The sequence below is a fragment of the Bradyrhizobium sp. MI1.3 genome (assembly GCF_055811695.1).
In genome coordinates this window covers 1-17387 of record NZ_JBVVPQ010000044.1, presented here as the reverse complement: position 1 = coordinate 17387, position 17387 = coordinate 1, and the positions used below count along the sequence as shown (strand labels likewise).

General features: G+C 64.9%; 15 protein-coding genes. 2 read left to right on the top strand and 13 right to left on the bottom strand.

What is annotated here, in order from left to right; all coding sequences use genetic code 11:
- Positions 1-41: 41 nt before the first annotated feature.
- Positions 42-743, bottom strand: a complete 702-nt coding sequence (locus AC0L3A_RS27010; RefSeq protein ID WP_007599572.1) for an SDR family NAD(P)-dependent oxidoreductase — start codon at positions 741-743, stop codon at positions 42-44.
- Between the two features lie 232 nt (positions 744-975).
- On the opposite strand from AC0L3A_RS27010, the gene AC0L3A_RS27005 reads away from it, so the two are divergent.
- Both AC0L3A_RS27005 and AC0L3A_RS27000 read left to right on the top strand, forming a co-directional pair.
- On the top strand, positions 976-2760 hold the full coding sequence (locus AC0L3A_RS27005) for an acyl-CoA dehydrogenase family protein (protein ID WP_007599571.1): 1785 nt from the start codon (positions 976-978) through the stop codon (positions 2758-2760).
- Between the two features lie 44 nt (positions 2761-2804).
- Complete coding sequence (locus AC0L3A_RS27000) at positions 2805-3893, top strand: Zn-dependent alcohol dehydrogenase (RefSeq protein WP_007599569.1); 1089 nt, start codon at positions 2805-2807, stop codon at positions 3891-3893.
- Between the two features lie 118 nt (positions 3894-4011).
- On the opposite strand, the gene AC0L3A_RS26995 is transcribed toward AC0L3A_RS27000, so the two are convergent.
- The 12 genes from AC0L3A_RS26995 to AC0L3A_RS26940 all read right to left on the bottom strand — a co-directional run bounded on the left by AC0L3A_RS26995 (position 4012) and on the right by AC0L3A_RS26940 (position 17013).
- Entirely contained in the window at positions 4012-4278 is a 267-nt protein-coding gene (locus AC0L3A_RS26995) for a DUF1488 family protein (protein WP_354127141.1), read from the bottom strand.
- A gap of 85 nt (positions 4279-4363) precedes the next feature.
- Positions 4364-5842 (bottom strand): AMP nucleosidase, encoded by a 1479-nt coding sequence (locus tag AC0L3A_RS26990; protein WP_219682969.1) that lies wholly within the window; start codon positions 5840-5842, stop codon positions 4364-4366.
- Positions 5843-6016: 174 nt separating this feature from the next.
- Complete coding sequence (locus tag AC0L3A_RS26985) at positions 6017-7351, bottom strand: HlyD family type I secretion periplasmic adaptor subunit (RefSeq protein WP_007599563.1); 1335 nt, start codon at positions 7349-7351, stop codon at positions 6017-6019.
- Positions 7348-9093 (bottom strand): type I secretion system permease/ATPase, encoded by a 1746-nt coding sequence (locus tag AC0L3A_RS26980; RefSeq protein ID WP_354159616.1) that lies wholly within the window; start codon positions 9091-9093, stop codon positions 7348-7350. Before AC0L3A_RS26980 ends, AC0L3A_RS26985 begins: the two co-directional genes overlap by 4 nt.
- Before the next feature lie 260 nt (positions 9094-9353).
- On the bottom strand, positions 9354-9623 hold the full coding sequence (locus AC0L3A_RS26975) for a GlsB/YeaQ/YmgE family stress response membrane protein (RefSeq protein ID WP_148738875.1): 270 nt from the start codon (positions 9621-9623) through the stop codon (positions 9354-9356).
- A gap of 97 nt (positions 9624-9720) precedes the next feature.
- The gene (locus AC0L3A_RS26970) at positions 9721-10698 is read right to left on the bottom strand and encodes an ABC transporter ATP-binding protein (RefSeq protein WP_219682973.1); all 978 of its coding nucleotides are present in this window, start codon (positions 10696-10698) and stop codon (positions 9721-9723) included.
- Positions 10695-12110: an amidase gene (locus AC0L3A_RS26965; RefSeq protein WP_473255461.1), complete on the bottom strand. Its 1416-nt coding sequence runs from the start codon at positions 12108-12110 to the stop codon at positions 10695-10697. Before AC0L3A_RS26965 ends, AC0L3A_RS26970 begins: the two co-directional genes overlap by 4 nt.
- A complete protein-coding gene (locus AC0L3A_RS26960; RefSeq protein ID WP_007599557.1) occupies positions 12107-12304 on the bottom strand; it encodes a hypothetical protein in 198 nt (65 codons plus the stop codon). Before AC0L3A_RS26960 ends, AC0L3A_RS26965 begins: the two co-directional genes overlap by 4 nt.
- The gene (locus AC0L3A_RS26955) at positions 12301-13362 is read right to left on the bottom strand and encodes an ABC transporter ATP-binding protein (protein ID WP_473255460.1); all 1062 of its coding nucleotides are present in this window, start codon (positions 13360-13362) and stop codon (positions 12301-12303) included. Before AC0L3A_RS26955 ends, AC0L3A_RS26960 begins: the two co-directional genes overlap by 4 nt.
- A 2-nt stretch (positions 13363-13364) precedes the next feature.
- A complete protein-coding gene (locus AC0L3A_RS26950; RefSeq protein WP_007599554.1) occupies positions 13365-14267 on the bottom strand; it encodes an ABC transporter permease in 903 nt (300 codons plus the stop codon).
- A 2-nt stretch (positions 14268-14269) separates the two neighbouring features.
- Complete coding sequence (locus AC0L3A_RS26945) at positions 14270-15223, bottom strand: ABC transporter permease (protein ID WP_007599552.1); 954 nt, start codon at positions 15221-15223, stop codon at positions 14270-14272.
- Between the two features lie 191 nt (positions 15224-15414).
- The gene (locus AC0L3A_RS26940; RefSeq protein ID WP_473255459.1) at positions 15415-17013 is read right to left on the bottom strand and encodes an ABC transporter substrate-binding protein; all 1599 of its coding nucleotides are present in this window, start codon (positions 17011-17013) and stop codon (positions 15415-15417) included.
- Positions 17014-17387: the final 374 nt, after the last annotated feature.

Below are 17387 nucleotides of genomic sequence, written 5' to 3'. Positions count from 1 at the left end.
CACGGCGCTATGCGCCTTTGCCCACCCTACGGCAGCTTGCCTCAAAACTTCTCGACCCAGGGCCGCAGCTCCAGCTCCCAGCTCCAGGCGCTGCGCGGCTGCTGCAACACGTTCCAGTAGCTCTCCGCGATGGCATCGGGATCAAGCATCGAATCCGGCTTCTCCGGCGCTTCCGTGCGCGCTGCGCTTCTGATGCCGCCATCGATCACGAAATGTGCGACATGGATGCCTTGCGGCGACAATTCGCGCGCCATGCTCTGCGCCAGCCCGCGCAGTGCGAACTTGCCCATCGCGAATGGCGCGGACTGCGCATAGCCCTTGACGCTTGCCGAAGCGCCGGTGAACAGGATCGCGCCGTGCTGGTTCGGCAGCATGCGCCTGGCCGCCTGCTGCGCCACCAGGAAGCCGCCATAGGCGCTGACCGCAATGGCGTGCGCCACGTCGGCCGGAACGAGATCGACGAACGGCCCGCGCGCCCGGCCGCTCGCGTTGTAGACGACCAAATCGGGCGTACCGATCTCGCGTTCGACCAGGCCGAACAGGCGTTCGACCTCATCAGGGTCGGTGGCGTTGCAGGCATAGGCCTTGGCGCCGGTCTCGCTGCAGAGTGCGCCGAGCTTCTCGATTTTTCGCGCGGCCAGTGCGACGCGGATGCCCTGGGCGGACAACAGCCGCGCCAGCGAGGCGCTCAGGCCTTCGCCGGCGCCGACGATGAGGGCGATCTTGTATTTCGGGTGTTCCATGACGTGATCTCTCGAAGACGGGAAGCCGCTGATCTATGCACGGTCCGCGCGGACAACCACCCGGGGAGGATCACAATTCCGCAGAGCGAATTGCTCCGACGCGGCGATCATGCCTCCCTGACAATTTGCGGCTTTATCCGCTTTCGCGACTGGAGCATGATCGACATCATCTCAAGCGGCAAGCGCCAAATCAGCGCAAAATGACCGCAAGGCGGAAACGAAGAGGACGATCATGCACAAGCCGGCCCCTGCGCAGGCAAAACAGGTCGCGGCCGCACCATCCGGACTGCTGGCTCCCGACACTACCGGCATGAATTTCTACCGCGCCGACCAAGCCCTCACCGATCTCCTGCGCATCCATCTGCCGGAGACGCTATTCCGCCACGTCGAGCCGCATCTCGATCGCCTTGGTGAACTCGCCGGCGGACATCTCGACGATTGCGCGCGGCTCGCCGACCGGCACACGCCGGTGCTGCACCAGCGCGACAAGTTCGGCCGCGATTTGCAGTGGATCGAATACCACCCGGCCTATCGCGAGCTGGAGAAGGCAGCGTTCGGCGAGTTCGGCATCCACGCGCTCTCGATCCGCAAGGGCATCATGGGCTGGCCGGACAAGTATCCCGTCGTCGCCAAGCACGCCTTCACCTTCCTGTTCAACCAGACCGAATTCGGCATGGGCTGCCCGATCAACGTCACCGACGGCTGCGCCAAGCTGTTGGCGAATTTCGGCACCGAGGCGCTGAAGGCGAAATATCTCGATGGCCTGACCCAGACCGATATGAGCAAGCTGACGCAAGGCGGCCAGTTCATGACCGAAAAGGAAGGCGGCTCCGACGTCGGCACGCTGACCACGACGGCCGTGCAGGAAGGCGACCATTGGCGCCTTACCGGGGAAAAATGGTTCTGCTCGAACGCCGACGCAAAAATCGTGATGCTGCTGGCGCGCCCCGAAGGCGCCGGCCTCGGCACGCGCGGTGTCGGCCTGTTCCTGATGCCGCGCTTCCTCGACGACGGTTCGCAGAACCACTACCGGATCGTGCGTCTGAAGGACAAGCTCGGCACGCGCTCGATGGCCTCGGGTGAGATCAAGCTCGAAGGCGCGATCGCCTACGCGGTCGGCAAGCTCGACCGCGGCTTCGTGCAGATGGCCGAGATGGTGAACTCGTCGCGGCTGTCAAATGGCGTCAAATCCACCGCGCTGATGCGGCGGGCCTACCATGACGCGATGACGGTGGCAAAAAACCGTGTGGTGTTCGGCAACCGCATCATCGACCTGCCGCTGGGCCGGCGCCAGATACTGAAGATCATGCTGCCGGTCGAGCAAGCGTTGTCGATGAGCTTTCTCACCGCGGACGCGCTCGACCGTGCCGAGGCCGGCAGCCAGGATGCAGCCGCACTGCTGCGCATCCTGACGCCGACCTTGAAATTCCGCGCCACCCGGGACGCGCGAAAGGTTTGTGGCGATGCGCTCGAGATGCGCGGCGGCATCGGCTATATCGAGGAATTCGCGACCGCTCGGCTGCTGCGGGACGCGCATCTCGGTTCGGTTTGGGAAGGCACCGGCAACATCGTCGCGATCGATGCGCTGAGGCGCGCGGTCGGCCGCCACGGCGCCGAATCCGCGCTCGCAGCCGATCTGCACGCCCGCCTCGATGACAGCCCCTCGGTGCCGCAGGCCTGGCGCGACCGGCTGCACACTCTCACCGATCGCGCGGTCGGCTTCGCGCGCGAGGTCGCCAGCGCGGCCGACAACGAGGCCGATGCGCGCCGCGCCACAAGCCTGCTCTATCATGTCGCCAGTGCCGTCGCGCTCGCCTGGGAGGCACATCGTATTCACGACATGCGTGGCGATGCGCGAAGGCTGTTGTTGTCGCGGCTGGTGATCGATCACCGGGTGTCGCCGAGCGATCCGTTCCGGTTGACGGAAAATCCCGTGCAGCAGAAGATCGCGGCGCTTCTCCTCGGCGATCGCGCCGGTAGCATGAGCGAGGTTGGCGAACTGGTCCTGGCAGCGTAGGCTGCCACCCGCGTTCAAAGCAAAAAAGCGATAGGGAGTGCTCGATGAAGGCCGCCGTCCTCCATGAAGTCAACAAACCCCTGGTCATCGAGGATGTCAGCCTGCCGAAGCCCGGCCCGCGCGAGGTCCTGATCCGGACGTCGGTCGCTGGTCTCTGCCACTCCGATTTGCACTTCATGGAAGGCCTGTATCCGCATCCGCTGCCTGCGGTGCTCGGGCACGAGTCGGCCGGTGTCGTCGAGCAGGTCGGCTCCGACGTGACTTATGTGAAGCCCGGTGATCATGTCGTCACCTGTCTTTCGGTGTTCTGCGGCACCTGTGACAATTGCACCACGGGCCGCACGGTGCTCTGCACCGACACTACGGTGAAATTGCTGCCGGGGGCATCCAATCGAATGCAATGGGCACGCTCGGAGAAGCTGCATCAGTTTCTCAACCTGTCGTCCTTCGCCGAGCAGATGCTGGTGCACGAGAACGCGATCGTCAAAATCCGCAAGGAGATGCCGCTCGATCTTGCGGCGCTGATCGGCTGCGGCGTCATTACCGGCTACGGCGCGGTCGTGAACACGGCGAAGGTGACGGCCGGCGAGACCGTAGCCGTAATCGGGTGCGGCGGTGTCGGCATGGCTGCGATCAACGGCGCGCAGATCGCCGGCGCCGGCCGCATCATTGCCATCGACACCAATCCGGCCAAGCTCGAGCTCGCGACCAAGCTGGGCGCCACCGACATCATCAATCCGGCAGACGGCGACGTCGTGAAGCAGGTGCGCGATCTCACCAATGGCGGCGTGCATCATTCGTTCGAGGTGCTCGGCCGCAAGGAGACCGCGGAGCAGGCCTTCGGCATGCTTGCCTCCGGCGGCACGGCCACCATCGTCGGCATGATTCCGTTCGGCCAGAAGATCGAGCTGCATGGCTTCGACTTCCTGCGCGAGCGCAGGATCCAGGGCTCATCGATGGGCTCGAACCATTTTCGCGTCGACATGCCGCGGCTGGTGGATTTCTACCTGCGCGGCCGGCTGCACCTGGAGGACTGGATCTCGGCCAAGCTGAAGCTCTCCGAGATCAACGAAGGCTTTGCCAACATGAAGGCCGGCAAGACGCTGCGCAGCGTGATCATGTTTGACAGCTGATGCAAGAGACGCGGTCCTCAGCCCGCCGGGCACGTTGCGGGAAGGTAAGCCCGGCAAGACCAGATCTTGACCAACCGATGAACTGCCCCGGAGCATGACGGCAGAGCCCGGAGCGGCACTACCGCTGCAAATGTCGCGTAAAGATCCGCACCACATGACCCCTGACCCGCGGCGCCTCGTCGTAGAGGTCTGAGGCGAGGCGCTCGATGGTCTCGCGCAGCGACAGGAACTGGGCCTGCCGCGCGCTGCTTTCGGTGCCCTGCATGCCCGCAAGCTCGTCCATCGCGGCGTCGCTGATCTGGCAGTGTACGACCTCGCCGTCGTTCAGCATGGTGAAGCGAAAGGCGAGCCGTTCGAGATCATGGCCAATGATCCTGTCGCGCATGAGTGGCATCAAGTCGTCCCGGTCGACCCCGCGCCGAAAATGCCGAAAATCCCGCTGCTTGTCAGCAGCAAAGGCAATCCATGGCCTACTGAAATGCGACTTCAGCGAAACTGCGGAGCTTTCGCGAATGCAACCGCTCGGATTCCTGCTGTTTAAGCCGTTCCAGCGCCTTCAAGCCGATCTCGAGATGCTGGCCGACGCGGCGGCGGTAGAATTCGCTGGCCATGCCTGCGAGCTTGATCTCGCCGTGCAGAGGCTTGTCGGAGACGCACAGCAGCGTGCCGTAGGGGACGCGAAAGCGGTAGCCGTTGGCGGCAATCGCGGCCGATTCCATGTCGAGCGCAACCGCGCGCGATTGCGACAAGCGGCGAATGACATCGGGACCGCTGATCTCCCAATTGCGGTTGTCAACGCTCGCGACGGTGCCGGTACGCATCAGGCGCTTGAGCTCGAACCCCTCGAGCCCGGTGACGTCCTCGACCGCCTCCTCGAGCGCGACCTGCATCTCCGCGAGCGCCGGGATCGGCACCCACAGCGGCAACTCACGATCAAGCACATGGTCCTCGCGCACATAGCCGTGGGCGAGCACATAGTCGCCGAGCCGCTGCGTGTTGCGCAGGCCCGCGCAATGGCCGAGCATCAGCCAGGCATGGGGCCGCAGCACGGCAACATGGTCGGTGACATTACGCGCGTTGGACGGACCGGTGCCGATGTTGATCAGCGTGATGCCGCGATAACCGGGGGTGACCAAATGGAAGGCCGGCATCTGCGGCGCGCGCGCGGGCGCAACGCCCGTCGACGCGCCGCCGCTGCGCGTGATCACGTTGCCGGGAGCGACGAAGGCATCGAGGCCGGCCTCGCCAGCCTGAAGCCGCTGCTGGCAGAGCTGCGCGAAGGCGTCGACGTAGAACTGGTAGTTGGTGAAGATCACGAAGTTCTGGAAATGCTCTGGATCTGTGCCCGTGTAGTGGTAGAGCCGGCGCAGCGAGTAGTCGACGCGGGCCGCCCGAAACAAGGACAGCGGCTCGGGCGCGCCGGGCTGGAGCTCGAAAGTGCCGTCGGCGATGGCATCGTCCATGGTGGCCAGATCAGGTACGTCGAAGGCATCGCGCAGCGATCGCGTCACGGGCGAGTTCTCGCTGGTGGTGATGGCGGCTTCGATGTTGATGTCGCGGCGATAGGCGAAGTGAACGGGGATCGGTTCGCTGGACTCGCCGATTTCGACCGGGACGCCGTGGTTCTGGATCAACAGCCCGATCTGCTCGGTCAGATAAGTCCGGAACAGATCCGGACGCGTGACGCTGGTCTCGTGCACACCGGGCCGGGCGACGAAGCCGTAGGCGAGACGCGAATCCAGCCGCGCATGCGTCGCGGTGGTGACACGGACGAAGGGATAGAAGGCCCGCACCCGCGTCGTGATTGCCTCGCCGTTGACGTAAGCTTCGAACCGATCACGCAGGAACTTCGTGTTGCGCTCGTAGATCTCTTCGAGGCGGGCGACGGCGAGGCCGGCGTCGGAAAAGGATTCGGTGGCGACGGAGGGTGGGGATTGGACGGATTGCATTGTTCGATGCCGGGTTGCTGGGGCTGAATCGAACTATAGCAAGAAAACTAAAGCAAGAAAGAAGCCCCCCCGTCATTGCGAGCGTAGCGAAGCAATCCAGAAATCTCGCCGCGGAGGCAACCTGGATTGCTTCGCTACGCTACCGATGACGAAAGGAGGCGACGCTTCCCCGCGTCACTTCTCGCGGAACGCCCGCATGAACTGGTCGTGCAGCGGCTTCATCAGATAGGACAGCATGGTGCGGTCGCCGGTCTGGACGAAGGCTTCCGCCGGCATGCCGGGGATCAGCCTGGAGTCACCGAGCTTGGCGACCTCTTCTGCGGACAGCGAAACGCGGATGGTGTAGTAGCTCTGGCCGGTGCGCTGGTCGGTGGTGACGTCGGGCGAGACGCGGCTGACGACGCCGTTGAGCTCCGGCGTGGTGCGCTGGTTGAAGGCGGACAGGCGCAGCAGCGTCTTCTGGCCGATCTGGAGCTTATCGATATCGACCGGATTGACCTTGGCTTCGACCTGGAGATCGTCGGCCTGCGGCACGATCAGCATGAGGGCGTCGCCGGCGGTGATGACGCCACCAACGGTATGCACCGTCGATTGCAGCACCATGCCGTCCTGCGGCGCGCGGATGTCGACGCGGCGAAGCTGGTCCTCGGCGGCGACCTTGCGCTCGATCATTTCGCCGATCTTGTCGTTGGTCTCGCGCAGATCCTTGGAGACCTCGCTGACCATGTCCTTGTCGACCTGGATGATCTGCAGCTCGGTCTCAGTGATCTTGCCCTTGGCCTGCGCGCGCGAGGCGATGTATTGCGCACGCTCGCCGTTGAGACGGGCGCTATCGCGTTCGAGCGTGGTCAGGCGGGAGATCTGCACCAGATGCTTGTCATAGAGATCGCGGACACCCACGAGCTCCTGCTGCACCAGTGAGATTTCCCTGTCCTTGGCCCGCTCCTGCGCGGAGAGGCCCTCGATCTCCTCGTTGAGCTGCTGGATGCGCTCGCGCAGCTGCGCCTTCTGGCCGGCGCGTCCGTTGACGCGGACGTCGAACAGCTTGGTTTCGGCGGAGAGCAGCGCCTTGACGTCGGGATCGTTGCTGCGATCGAGCAGCGCTTGCGGGTAGTCGATCCTGTCGATCCCGCGCTGCTCGGCCTGGAGCCGCGCCGCACGCGCCTGCGCCGCATCGAGATTCTTGGTGACGATGGCGAGGTTGGCCTTGGTGACGGTGTCGTCGAGCCGCACCACGATGTCGCCGGCCTTGACCACGTCGCCATCGCGCGCGCGCAGCTCGCCGACGACGCCGCCGGTCGGATGCTGGACCTTCTTGACGTTGGATTCGACCACGATCTGACCCGGCGCGATCAGCGCGCCGGAAATCTGCACCGTCGAAGCCCAGCCGCCGAGGCCGACCAGGAGGACCAGCACGATCCCAAGCCCGAGCATCAGGTGGAACCGGATCGACTGCCGTACGGTCCGCTTCGCGGCGGGCTTCGCGCCGCCGAGCGCCATCGTGCTCATGCCTTGGCTCCGCCTTCGCTGACGATCTTGATCGGCGCCGGCGGTGTCACGCGCGGCTGGAGCACCTGGGCGAGCACCTGCTCCTTCGGCCCGAAGGCCTGCATGCGGCCGTCGCGCAGCACCAGGATCTGGTCGACCGCTTCCACGCCGATCGGACGGTGCGCCACCACGATGACGATGGCGCCGCGCTCGCGTGCCGCACGGATGGCGCGGGTCAGCGCTTCGTCGCCTTCGGTGTCGAGATTGGAATTGGGCTCGTCGAGCACGATCAGGAACGGGTTGCCATAGAGAGCGCGCGCCAGCGCCACGCGCTGCGCCTGGCCCGCGGAGAGCGCCGTGCCCTGCTCGCCGACCTGGGTGTTGTAGCCCTCGCGCATCTTGATGATCATCTCGTGCACGCCGGCCTCCTTGGCGGCGGCGATGATGCCGTCGGAGGTGGCCTCGGGATCGAACCGGCTGATGTTCTGCGCGATGGTGCCGCCGAACAATTCGACGTCCTGCGGCAGGTAGCCGATATGGCGGCCGAGCATGTCGGACGCCCATTGGTCGAGCGCCGCGCCGTCGAGCCGCACCTTGCCGCGAACCGGTTGCCAGACGCCGACCAGCGCGCGGATCAGCGACGACTTGCCGGAGCCGCTCGGTCCGATCACGCCGAGGCCGTTGCCGGCTTCGAGCGCAAAGGTGACGTCCTGCACGATGAGGCGCTGGTCGCCCGGCGGCACCATGGCGATGCCTTCGACCGAGAGGCGGCTGGTGGGCGCCTGCAACTGGGTCGGCATCGTCTGCGCCGGCATCTGCTCCAGAAGGCGGGTCAAGCGGTGCCAGCTCTGGCGTGCCGCGACAAAGGATTTCCAGTGCGCGATGGCAAGATCGACCGGCGCGAGCGCACGGGCCGACAGGATCGAGCCGGCGATGATGATGCCGGCGGTCGCTTCCTGGTGGATGACGAGATAGGCGCCGACCGCGAGCACGGCCGATTGCAGCATCATGCGCAGCACTTTTGCGACCGCGCCGAGACCGCCGGCGACATCGCTCGCACGCTGGTTGCCGTCGAGATATTTTTCGTTGGCCTCGCTCCAGCGCGCGTTCATCCGGCCGGCCATGCCCATCGACACCATGACTTCGGCATTGCGGCGGCTGGCCTGGGCGAGATCGTTGCGCTGGGCGGCAAGCCCCATCGCGTCTTTCGCCGGCTGGCGGGACATGAACTCGGTGACCAGCGTCAATCCGACCAGGATGACGGCGCCGACCAGCGCGGTGACGCCGATCATGACGTGGAAGGCGAAGCAGATGGCGAGATAGAGCGGCAGCCAGGGCAGATCGAAGAACGCGCTCGGGCCCATGCCGCCAAGAAAGGAGCGGACATTGTCGAGATCGCGCAGCGGCTGAAGCCCCTCGTTGCGGCTGCCGACCAGCAGCGGCAGGCGGACGATGGTGTCGAACACCCGCTTGTTCAGGGCTTCGTCCAGCGCGGTGCCGACCCGGCCCAGGATCCGGTTGCGGATCATGTCCAGCACGCCCTGCGCCATGTAGAGGAAACTGGCGAGGACGATCAGGCCGACCAGGGTCGGAATGCTGCGGCTCGGCAGCACCCGGTCGTAGACCTCCAGCATGAAGATCGACCCGGTCAGATAGAGCAGGTTGATCATGCAGCTCATCAAGCCGACGCCGACAAACGCCGTGCGACAGGCGCGCAGCGCATCACCGAGCTCTGAGCGGCGGACGCCGGGAACGGCTGCCATCAGTCTGATCTCTTTCGGGTAGGGGCCAAAGCCCCTGATTTCAAAGGCAAATTCAGGAGTAATTGACCCGGATTAACATCGCGTTTGCGCTCATCGCCCAACGCAGTCGAACACCCGGGACCCCTATAGCCCACATCACCCTCGACCGACCTTGCACGCAAGTCCGGAATCTCACGATCTTGCGGCTTTTTCTTGCAGACATGTCACCTCTCCCCAGGCGGGGAGAGGTCAAAAGTTCGATCAATTGAACTCGGGCGCCATTAGAATCGGCCGCCGCCGCGGACCAGCCGCACCACTAGCAGCAGGATGACCGCGCCGATCGCGGAATAGACGATCTCCGATATCAGTCCGGTGCCGATGTGAATGCCGAGCTTCGGAAACAGGAAGCTTGCCACCAGCGCGCCGGCGATGCCGACCACGATGTCGCCGATGATGCCGAACCCGGTTCCGCGCACCACCTTGCCGGCCAACCAGCCAGCCACGAGGCCGACGAACAGGATAACAAGCAGGCCTTCATTGGAAATGTACATAAGTGAGGTCCCTCTCCGTGAACGGTTCCATGGAAGCGGAACCGGGATGAACGAGGTCTGAATGCTGTTCCCCCGTTCCCCGCTGGCGGTCCAAAGATCATGACAGCGCGGTGACCGGCTCTGCCAGCACGCACCGTGCTGCCCGGCCCGGCCCGACGTCGACATTCCCAGGCAATTGCTCCAGGCAGCGCGGCTGGGCAGCGGCGCAGCGGGGCGCAAAGGAGCAGTTGTGCGGCCTCTCGCCAAGCGACGGCGGGGTGCCGGGGATGGTCTCGAGCCGCTGTCCCCGCTTGGCCCCGTGGACGGTCGAGGCGAGCAGGCCTTTGGCGTAGGGATGCACCGGTGAGCGGACGATGTCGCGAAGCGTGCCCTGCTCCACGATCTGGCCGGCATACATCACAGCGACCCGGTCGCAGATCTCGATGGCGACGCCGATGTCGTGGGTGACGAAGATGACGGACATGCCGAACTCGCGCTGCAGCTCGCGCAGCAGCAGCAGGATCTGGATTTGCACGGTGGCATCGAGCGCCGTGGTCGGCTCGTCCGCGAGCAGGATCTTCGGCCGGCAGGCGAGCGCCAGCGCGATCATCGCGCGCTGACGCATGCCGCCGGACATCTCGTGCGGATAGGCATCGAGCCGGCGTTTTGCGGAAGGAATGCGCACGACATCGAGCATTTCGAGTGCGCGCGCCCTGCCCTCCGCATAGGACTTGCCTTCGTGACGCACCACGCTTTCGGCGATCTGCGCGCCGATGGTGTAGACCGGATCGAGCGCGAGCGCCGGCTCCTGAAAGATCATCGACACGGTCTGGCCGCGGAACGACGACAGCTGCTCCTCGTTCATCGCGAGCACGTCGCGGCCCATGACGTTGACCTTGCCCGTGATCTGCGTGCGCTTCTTCGGCAACAGCCGCATCAGTGCACGCAAGGTCACGCTCTTGCCCGAGCCGGACTCTCCGAGCAGGCCCAGCACCTCGCCGTCGCCGAGCGAGAGGCTGAGATCGTTCACGGCATAGACCGTGCGCTCGCCGGTGAAGCGGATGTTCAGGCCTGAGATCTCGACGAGCTTTGTCATGACGGAAGTTTCGGCAGCCTGTCGTGGTAGTCGGTGGCGCGCTGGAACGCGGCGCCGATGGTGAGCAGCGTCGCCTCATCGAACGAGCGGCCGATCAGCTGCATGCCGATCGGAAGACCATTTTTGGTGAAGCCCGAGGGCACCGTGAGCGACGGCAGGCCAAGGTAATTCACCGGACGGGTGAACAGCGTCAGCCGCTGCAACAGCGCCGGCGCGTTCGGCCCGCCGCCGACGTCGCTCTCCTCGATCGTCGGCGCCGGCACCGGAGACGCCGGCGCGATGATCGCGTCGACACCTGATGTCGCAGCGTTGTGCGCGGCCAGTGCCGGCCCGCGCCAGCGCATCGCCTCGAGGTAGGTGATGGCGGGGACCGCAAGGCCGTTCTGGAGCCGCATCAACACCTGCGGGCCGTAATCCTGCGGCCGCTCGATCATCCAGCGCTTGTGGAAGGCGGCGGCTTCGGCCGCAAGCACGAGCTGGCTTGCCGCGGACAATTGCCGCTGATCGGGCAGCTCGACCGTGACGATGTCGGCGCCCTCACGCTTGAGCACCGCGATGGTTTCGTCCAGCACGCGCGCGACCTCGCCGTCGAGATCGTCGACATAGAAGGACGAGGGGACGCCGACCTTGAGGCCCTTCAGCGAGCCCCTGGTCGCGCCGACATAGTCAGACAGCGGCTCGTGGCTCGCAGTCGAATCCTCGGGATCAGGGCCGGCCATCAGCGCCAGCAACAGCGCGCAATCCTCGGCGGTGCGGGCGAGCGGGCCGACCGTGTCGAGCGACTGCGACAGCGGCATCGCACCGGCGCGGCTGACCCGGCCGACGGTGGTCTTCAATCCCGTGACGCCGCAGAAATGCGCGGGCATGCGGATCGAGCCGCCGGTGTCGGAGCCGAGCGCGGCATAGGTCAGTCGCGCCGCGACCGCCGAGCCCGAACCCGAGGACGAGCCGCCGGTGATGTGCGCCACGTTCCAGGGATTCCGAACAGGGCCGTAATGGGCGTTATGGCCGGTCGGGCCATAGGCAAATTCGGCGAGATGCAACGTGCCGAGCCGAACCTGGCCGGCGTCCTTCAGCCGCTGCAAGGCGGTGGAGGTCACGGTCGGAACGAAATCGCGGCGGATCAGCGAGCCGCAGGTCGCGACGTGGCCTGCGTCGTAATACATATCCTTGTGCGCGAGCGGCACGCCATGCAACGGCCCGCGGACTTCCCCCTTGGCCAGTTCGGCGTCGGTGGCATCGGCGGCCTTCAGCGCCGCCTCTGCCTCGATCGACATGAAGGCGTTGAGGTGCGGCTGCCATTGCGCGATGCGATGCAGCAGCGCCCGCGTCACCTCATGCGAGGACACCTGCTTCATCGCGATCGCGCGCGCGACCTCGGTGAGCGTCATCAATGCGGGCTCGATGCTCATTTCGAGACCTTGGCAGCCTGCGCGATCGGATAGAGCGCGGGCTCGAGATCGAACGGCAACGTGCCGGCAATGGCCGCAAAGCCCTCGAAGGCCGGTCCGATGGAGTTGGAGATGCGCGTCGCGATCTCGTCGTCAACGGGAACACCGGCGACCTGTGCCGTCGCCTTGATCTCTTTTGTCGTCGGTCTCGTCATACAGTTTCCTCCTTCGGCGCGCGGCTATGGCCTGAACCCGGGATCGCCATGTAGCACGCGGCCTCGTGGCCCATTCTATCGAGCGCGGTGAGTTTTGGTGTCGCATTTGCGCAGAGCGGCTCCGCAAACGGGCAACGGGTGTGGAAGCGGCAGCCCGAGGGCGGATCGATCGGATTGGGCGGATCGCCCGTGATCGGCGGCGTCTCGGTGCGACGGTCCGGATCCGAGGACGGCATCGCGGCAAGAAGTGCGCGCGTATAGGGATGCGCCGGCTGGTCCCAGACTTGGTCGACCGGGCCGAGTTCGACCACTTCGCCGAGATACATCACCAGCACGCGATCGCTGATGTAGCGCACGACGTTGAGGTCGTGACTGATGAAGAGATAGGTCAGGCCGAACTCGCTCTTGAGATCGGCAAGCAAATTGAGCACCTGCGCCTCGATGGATTTGTCGAGCGCGGAGACCGCTTCGTCGAGGATTACCAGCCGCGGCGAGAGCGCCAGCGCGCGTGCGATGTTGACGCGCTGGCGCTGGCCGCCGGAGACCTCGTGGGGGTAGCGGTTGGCGAAGTTGGCGGGAACCAGGCCCACCTTGCCGAGCAGCTCGCGCGCCAGCGCGCGCGCGGCGCCGTCGGCCATACCGTGCACCTTCGGGCCGAAGGCGATCGACTCTTCGATGGTCAGGCGCGGATTGAGCGAGGCGTAGGAATCCTGGAACACCATCTGCATGCCGCGACGCAGCTCTCGCAGGGAGAGCGACTGCCCGACGCTCATGCCGTCATAAATGATATCGCCGGTGTCGCGCGGCATCAGATGCATGAGCAGCCGCGCGGTGGTCGACTTGCCGCAACCGGACTCGCCGACGATGCCGACGGTCTCGCCCTTGGCGACAGAGAAGGAGACATTATCGACGGCACGCACGGTGCGCTTTGCGGCGAACAGGCCGCCTCGCACCGGAAAATGCTTGGTCAGGCCGTTGACCTGGAGCAGCGGCTGGGCGACGCCGCCGAGGTCTTCGATCGGCTCCAGCATTGCGACAGAGAGGTTGGTTTCGCTCATGGCTAGTTCCTGATGTCCATGGCGCTACGCAGGCCGTCCGAGAGCAGGTTGAAGCAGATCGAGACCGCGAAGATCATTGCACCGGGGAGCGCAGCGACCCAGGGGTTGACGTAGATCGCGGTCCGCAAGGTGTTCAGCATCAGGCCCCATTCCGGCTCCGGCGGCTTAGTGCCGAGTCCAAGGAAGGACAGGCCTGCCGCGAGGATCATCGAAACCGAGATCAGGCTGGTGGCATAGACGAAGATCGAACCGAGCACGTTGCCGAGAATGTGCACGCGCATGATGGTGAAGGGACCGGCACCGGAGGCGCGCGCGGCGTCGACGAAGTCCATGTTGCGCACGCCGGTGGTGACGCTTTCGGCGACACGGGTGATTTGCGGGACGAACACGACGGTCAACGACACGATGGAATTGAGGATGCCCGCGCCCAGCGCGCCGGAGATTGCGATCGCCAGCAGCACAGACGGAAACGCGTAAAACACGTCGACCGTGCGCATGATCGCGGTATTGAGCTTGCCGCCGACATAGCCGGCGACGAGGCCGAGCGAGGTGCCGATACAGAAGGCGAGGATCACCGGCAAAATGCCGATGAGAAGCGACAGCCGCCCGCCATAGATCAGCCGCGCCAGCATGTCGCGACCGAGCTCGTCGGTGCCGAGCGGGTAGCCTGTTGTGCCGATGTGCCGAAGGCGCCGGATCATCGAGCCCTTGTACGGATCTTCCAGACCGAGCCATGGCGCAACGATCGCCGACAGGAAGATCAGCAGCAGCACCAGCGCGCAGACCATGCTGACCTTGTCGCGCCGGATCCGACGGCCGACGGTCGCCCAATAGCCGCGCGCCTTGGTCGCGGGCGCGGACTGAAGCGCGGCGTCGGAGGTGACGGAGAGCGGAAGCTCGGTCATCGCTAGCCCCGCTTGATGCGCGGGTCGATCGCGGCTTGCGCGATGTCGACCAGCAGATTGAGGAAGACGAAGAACAGCGCCAGGATCAGGATCGTGCCCTGGAGCAGCGGTAGGTCGCGCTGGAAGATCGCCGAGTTGAGCAGGAAGCCGGAGCCCGGCCAGGAAAACACGGTCTCGATCAGAATCGAGCCGCCGAGCATGTAACCGAGCTGAAGTCCCATCACGGCGAGCGCGGTGGGCGCGGCGTTCTTGATGACGTGGCGGAACACCCCGCGCTCATGCAGGCCTTTGGCACGCAGCGCCTCGACGAAGTCCTGGCTGAGGATGTCGCCGGTCAGCGCGCGCACCGTGCGGGTGACGATGCCCATCGGGATCACGGAGGTCGTGATCGCCGGCAGCACGAGATATTGCAAATGCGCCCAGTCCCAGGCCCAGGCGGCCGAGCCGCCGGGTCCGGCGCCGACGGCGGGCAGCCAGTTCAGCTGAACCGAGAAGATGATGACGAGCACCATGCCAAGCCAGTAATGCGGCACCGAAACGCCGGCGATGGCAAAGGATGTCGCCAGCTTGTCGATCCAGGTCTCGCGGAAATAGCCGGCGATCAGGCCGAGCAGGATGCCCATGGTGAAGCCGATGATCGCCGCCGCAATCGCCAGCGTGACCGTGTTGCTGACCGCGCGCATGACCTCGGCCAGCACCGGGCGGCCCGTGGCGATGGAATTGCCGAGATCGCCATGAAGTGCGCGGAGCAGCCAAAGCCCGAACTGCACCGGCAGCGGGCGGTCGAAACCATAGGCGGTGCGGAGCTGCGCGGCGAGCTCCTGCGAGGCGTCAGCCGGCAGCACGGCCACCAGCGGATCGCCCGGCGTGATGTGCACGAGCAGAAAACACACCAGCGCGACGCTGATGACGATCGGGACGACGTAGACGATGCGTCTGGCGATATAGGCGAGCACTGCAGTTCTTTCTTCCTTCTCCCCTTGCGGGAGAAGGTGGCGCGGAGCGCCGGATGAGGGGTTGTTTCCGCGAGTACAGCTATTCCTAATGAGAGATGGTCACTCGCGGAGAGAGACCCCTCACCCGGCTTCGCTTTGCGAAGCCACCCTCTCCCACAAGGGGAGAGGGTGCACTGAGCAAGCTGAGAGAATTACTGCATCGACACCAGCGAGAAGTCGATGAACCAGCTCTTTGGCTGCACGATGCCTGTCACCTTCGGGCTGATGGCACGGGGGCCAACGTCGTGGGCGACGTAGAGGAAGGCTGCGTCATCGACGGAGGCCGCGTGCAGTTCGGCGAGCGCCGCGTCACGCGCGGCGGGATCGAAGGTTTGCCGCGCCTTCTTCACCAGCTCGTCGAAATTGGGATTGTTGATGAAACCCCAATTGTTCGAGACCGGCGGAGCCATGCCCGATTGCAGGAAGCGCACCAGCGCGAAGAACGGATCCATCGCCGCGTAGGTGACGTTGGTCGCGTTCGAGCCGTTGGCGCTGGGATCCTTGGCGCCGCGGCGCCAATTGGTGAACAGCGTATTCCACTCGATGACGTCGAGCTGCACGTCGAAATAACATTCGGCGAGCGCCTGCTGGAGATATTCGTTCATCGGCAGCGGCTGCATCTGGCCCGAGCCGGACGCCGAAGTCTGGGTCTTCACCGTCAGCTTCTTGTTCGGGCCGAATCCGGCCTCCTGCATCAGCTTCTGCGCAGCCACCTTGTCGTATTTGATCTCGAAGGTCGGCTTGCCGCGCCAAGGATGGCCGGGCTCAAAGGTGCCGGTCGCGGGCACCATCAGCCCCGCGAGCAGGCCGTCCTTGAGGCCTTCGCGATCGACGCAGAGGTTCGCGGCCTTGCGGACGCGGATGTCGTTCCAGGGCGAGCCCTCGACGCGCGAGAACTGCCAGGGCCAGACATGCGGCTGCTCGTTGGCGTAGAGCTTGAAGCCGCGCTGCTTCAGTTCAGGCAAAGCGTCCGGCGCCGGCGCCTCGACCCAATCAACCTGCCCGGAAAGCAGCGCCGCGGTGCGCGCGTTCGCCTCCGGCATCGGCAGCAGCACCATCTTGTCGACCTTGGGAATACGCTTCTTGTTCCAATAATCCGGATTCTTCGTGAGCTCGGCGAGCTCGCGCGGCACCAGTTTGGTCAATTTGAACGGGCCGGTCCCCGAAGGCTGGCTCGCGAACTTGTCCCAGTCCTTGCCGAGCTTCTCGTATTGCGTCGGGCTCGACACCAGGAACCACAGCATCTGATAGGGAAAGAAGGAATCGACCGTCTTGGTGGTGATCTCCACCGTGGAGTCGTCGATCTTGGCGTAGCTCGCGACCGAGGGCAGGCGGGTCTTGACCTGGGCGCTCTGGCGCTTGTCGAATTGTGGCGCCTTGTCGTTGAGCACCTTGTCCAGATTCCAGATCACGGCGTCGGCGGTGAACTCGCTGCCGTCGTGAAACTTCACGCCCTTGCGCAAGGTGAAGCGCCATTTGGTCTTGTCGGTATCGTCGATCTTCCATTCGGTGGCGAGCCCCGGCACCAGTTTGCCGGGTCGATCGGCGACGTCCATCTCCCACGCCACGAGCGGATCGTAGATGGTGTAGGCCGTGAACTGATAGGCGCCGGCGCCGCGATCGGGCTGGCCGGTGGTCAGCGGGATGTCCGCCATCGAAATGCCGTAGCGCAGCACCGTTTCGGCGCCCGCCGGAATCGCGGACAACGCCAGCGCAAGCACGGCGAAACAGGTCGATAGTCGGATACGCATGGCCAAAGCTCCAAGGAAGACTTCAAGGGAGAATTGGAGCCAAACCTGCAATCTTGATGCCAGAATAGGCAGCGAGGTGCTTTCGCCGACGTGTCATCACAAGGACTTGTCGTCGCAGGGGCAATTTGCAGAATAAGTTTCCCCATTGGCATAGGCATTGCATACGATTGCATCAAAATTAGTCATCGAAGCCGGAAAAGGATTGAGGCAATGCTGATCAACAAAAACAAGACCCGCGCGGCGCTGATCGCGTTGCTGGCGCTCAGTAGCGCGGCTGCGTGGCCGCGCGTCGCCAGTGCCGAAACCGTGCTGCGCATCGCCATGACGGCTGCCGATATTCCGCGCACGCTGGGCCAGCCCGATCAGGGTTTTGA

Bases quoted from the DNA above. Each gene is read 5' to 3' on its own strand.
- AC0L3A_RS27010 (WP_007599572.1), bottom strand. From the start codon at position 743: ATGGAACACCCGAAATACAAGATCGCCCTCATCGTCGGCGCCGGCGAA.
- AC0L3A_RS27005 (WP_007599571.1), top strand. From the start codon at position 976: ATGCACAAGCCGGCCCCTGCGCAGGCAAAACAGGTCGCGGCCGCACCA.
- AC0L3A_RS27000 (WP_007599569.1), top strand. From the start codon at position 2,805: ATGAAGGCCGCCGTCCTCCATGAAGTCAACAAACCCCTGGTCATCGAG.
- AC0L3A_RS26995 (WP_354127141.1), bottom strand. From the start codon at position 4,278: ATGCGCGACAGGATCATTGGCCATGATCTCGAACGGCTCGCCTTTCGC.
- AC0L3A_RS26990 (WP_219682969.1), bottom strand. From the start codon at position 5,842: ATGCAATCCGTCCAATCCCCACCCTCCGTCGCCACCGAATCCTTTTCC.
- AC0L3A_RS26985 (WP_007599563.1), bottom strand. From the start codon at position 7,351: ATGAGCACGATGGCGCTCGGCGGCGCGAAGCCCGCCGCGAAGCGGACC.
- AC0L3A_RS26980 (WP_354159616.1), bottom strand. From the start codon at position 9,093: ATGGCAGCCGTTCCCGGCGTCCGCCGCTCAGAGCTCGGTGATGCGCTG.
- AC0L3A_RS26975 (WP_148738875.1), bottom strand. From the start codon at position 9,623: ATGTACATTTCCAATGAAGGCCTGCTTGTTATCCTGTTCGTCGGCCTC.
- AC0L3A_RS26970 (WP_219682973.1), bottom strand. From the start codon at position 10,698: ATGACAAAGCTCGTCGAGATCTCAGGCCTGAACATCCGCTTCACCGGC.
- AC0L3A_RS26965 (WP_473255461.1), bottom strand. From the start codon at position 12,110: ATGAGCATCGAGCCCGCATTGATGACGCTCACCGAGGTCGCGCGCGCG.
- AC0L3A_RS26960 (WP_007599557.1), bottom strand. From the start codon at position 12,304: ATGACGAGACCGACGACAAAAGAGATCAAGGCGACGGCACAGGTCGCC.
- AC0L3A_RS26955 (WP_473255460.1), bottom strand. From the start codon at position 13,362: ATGAGCGAAACCAACCTCTCTGTCGCAATGCTGGAGCCGATCGAAGAC.
- AC0L3A_RS26950 (WP_007599554.1), bottom strand. From the start codon at position 14,267: ATGACCGAGCTTCCGCTCTCCGTCACCTCCGACGCCGCGCTTCAGTCC.
- AC0L3A_RS26940 (WP_473255459.1), bottom strand. From the start codon at position 17,013: ATGCGTATCCGACTATCGACCTGTTTCGCCGTGCTTGCGCTGGCGTTG.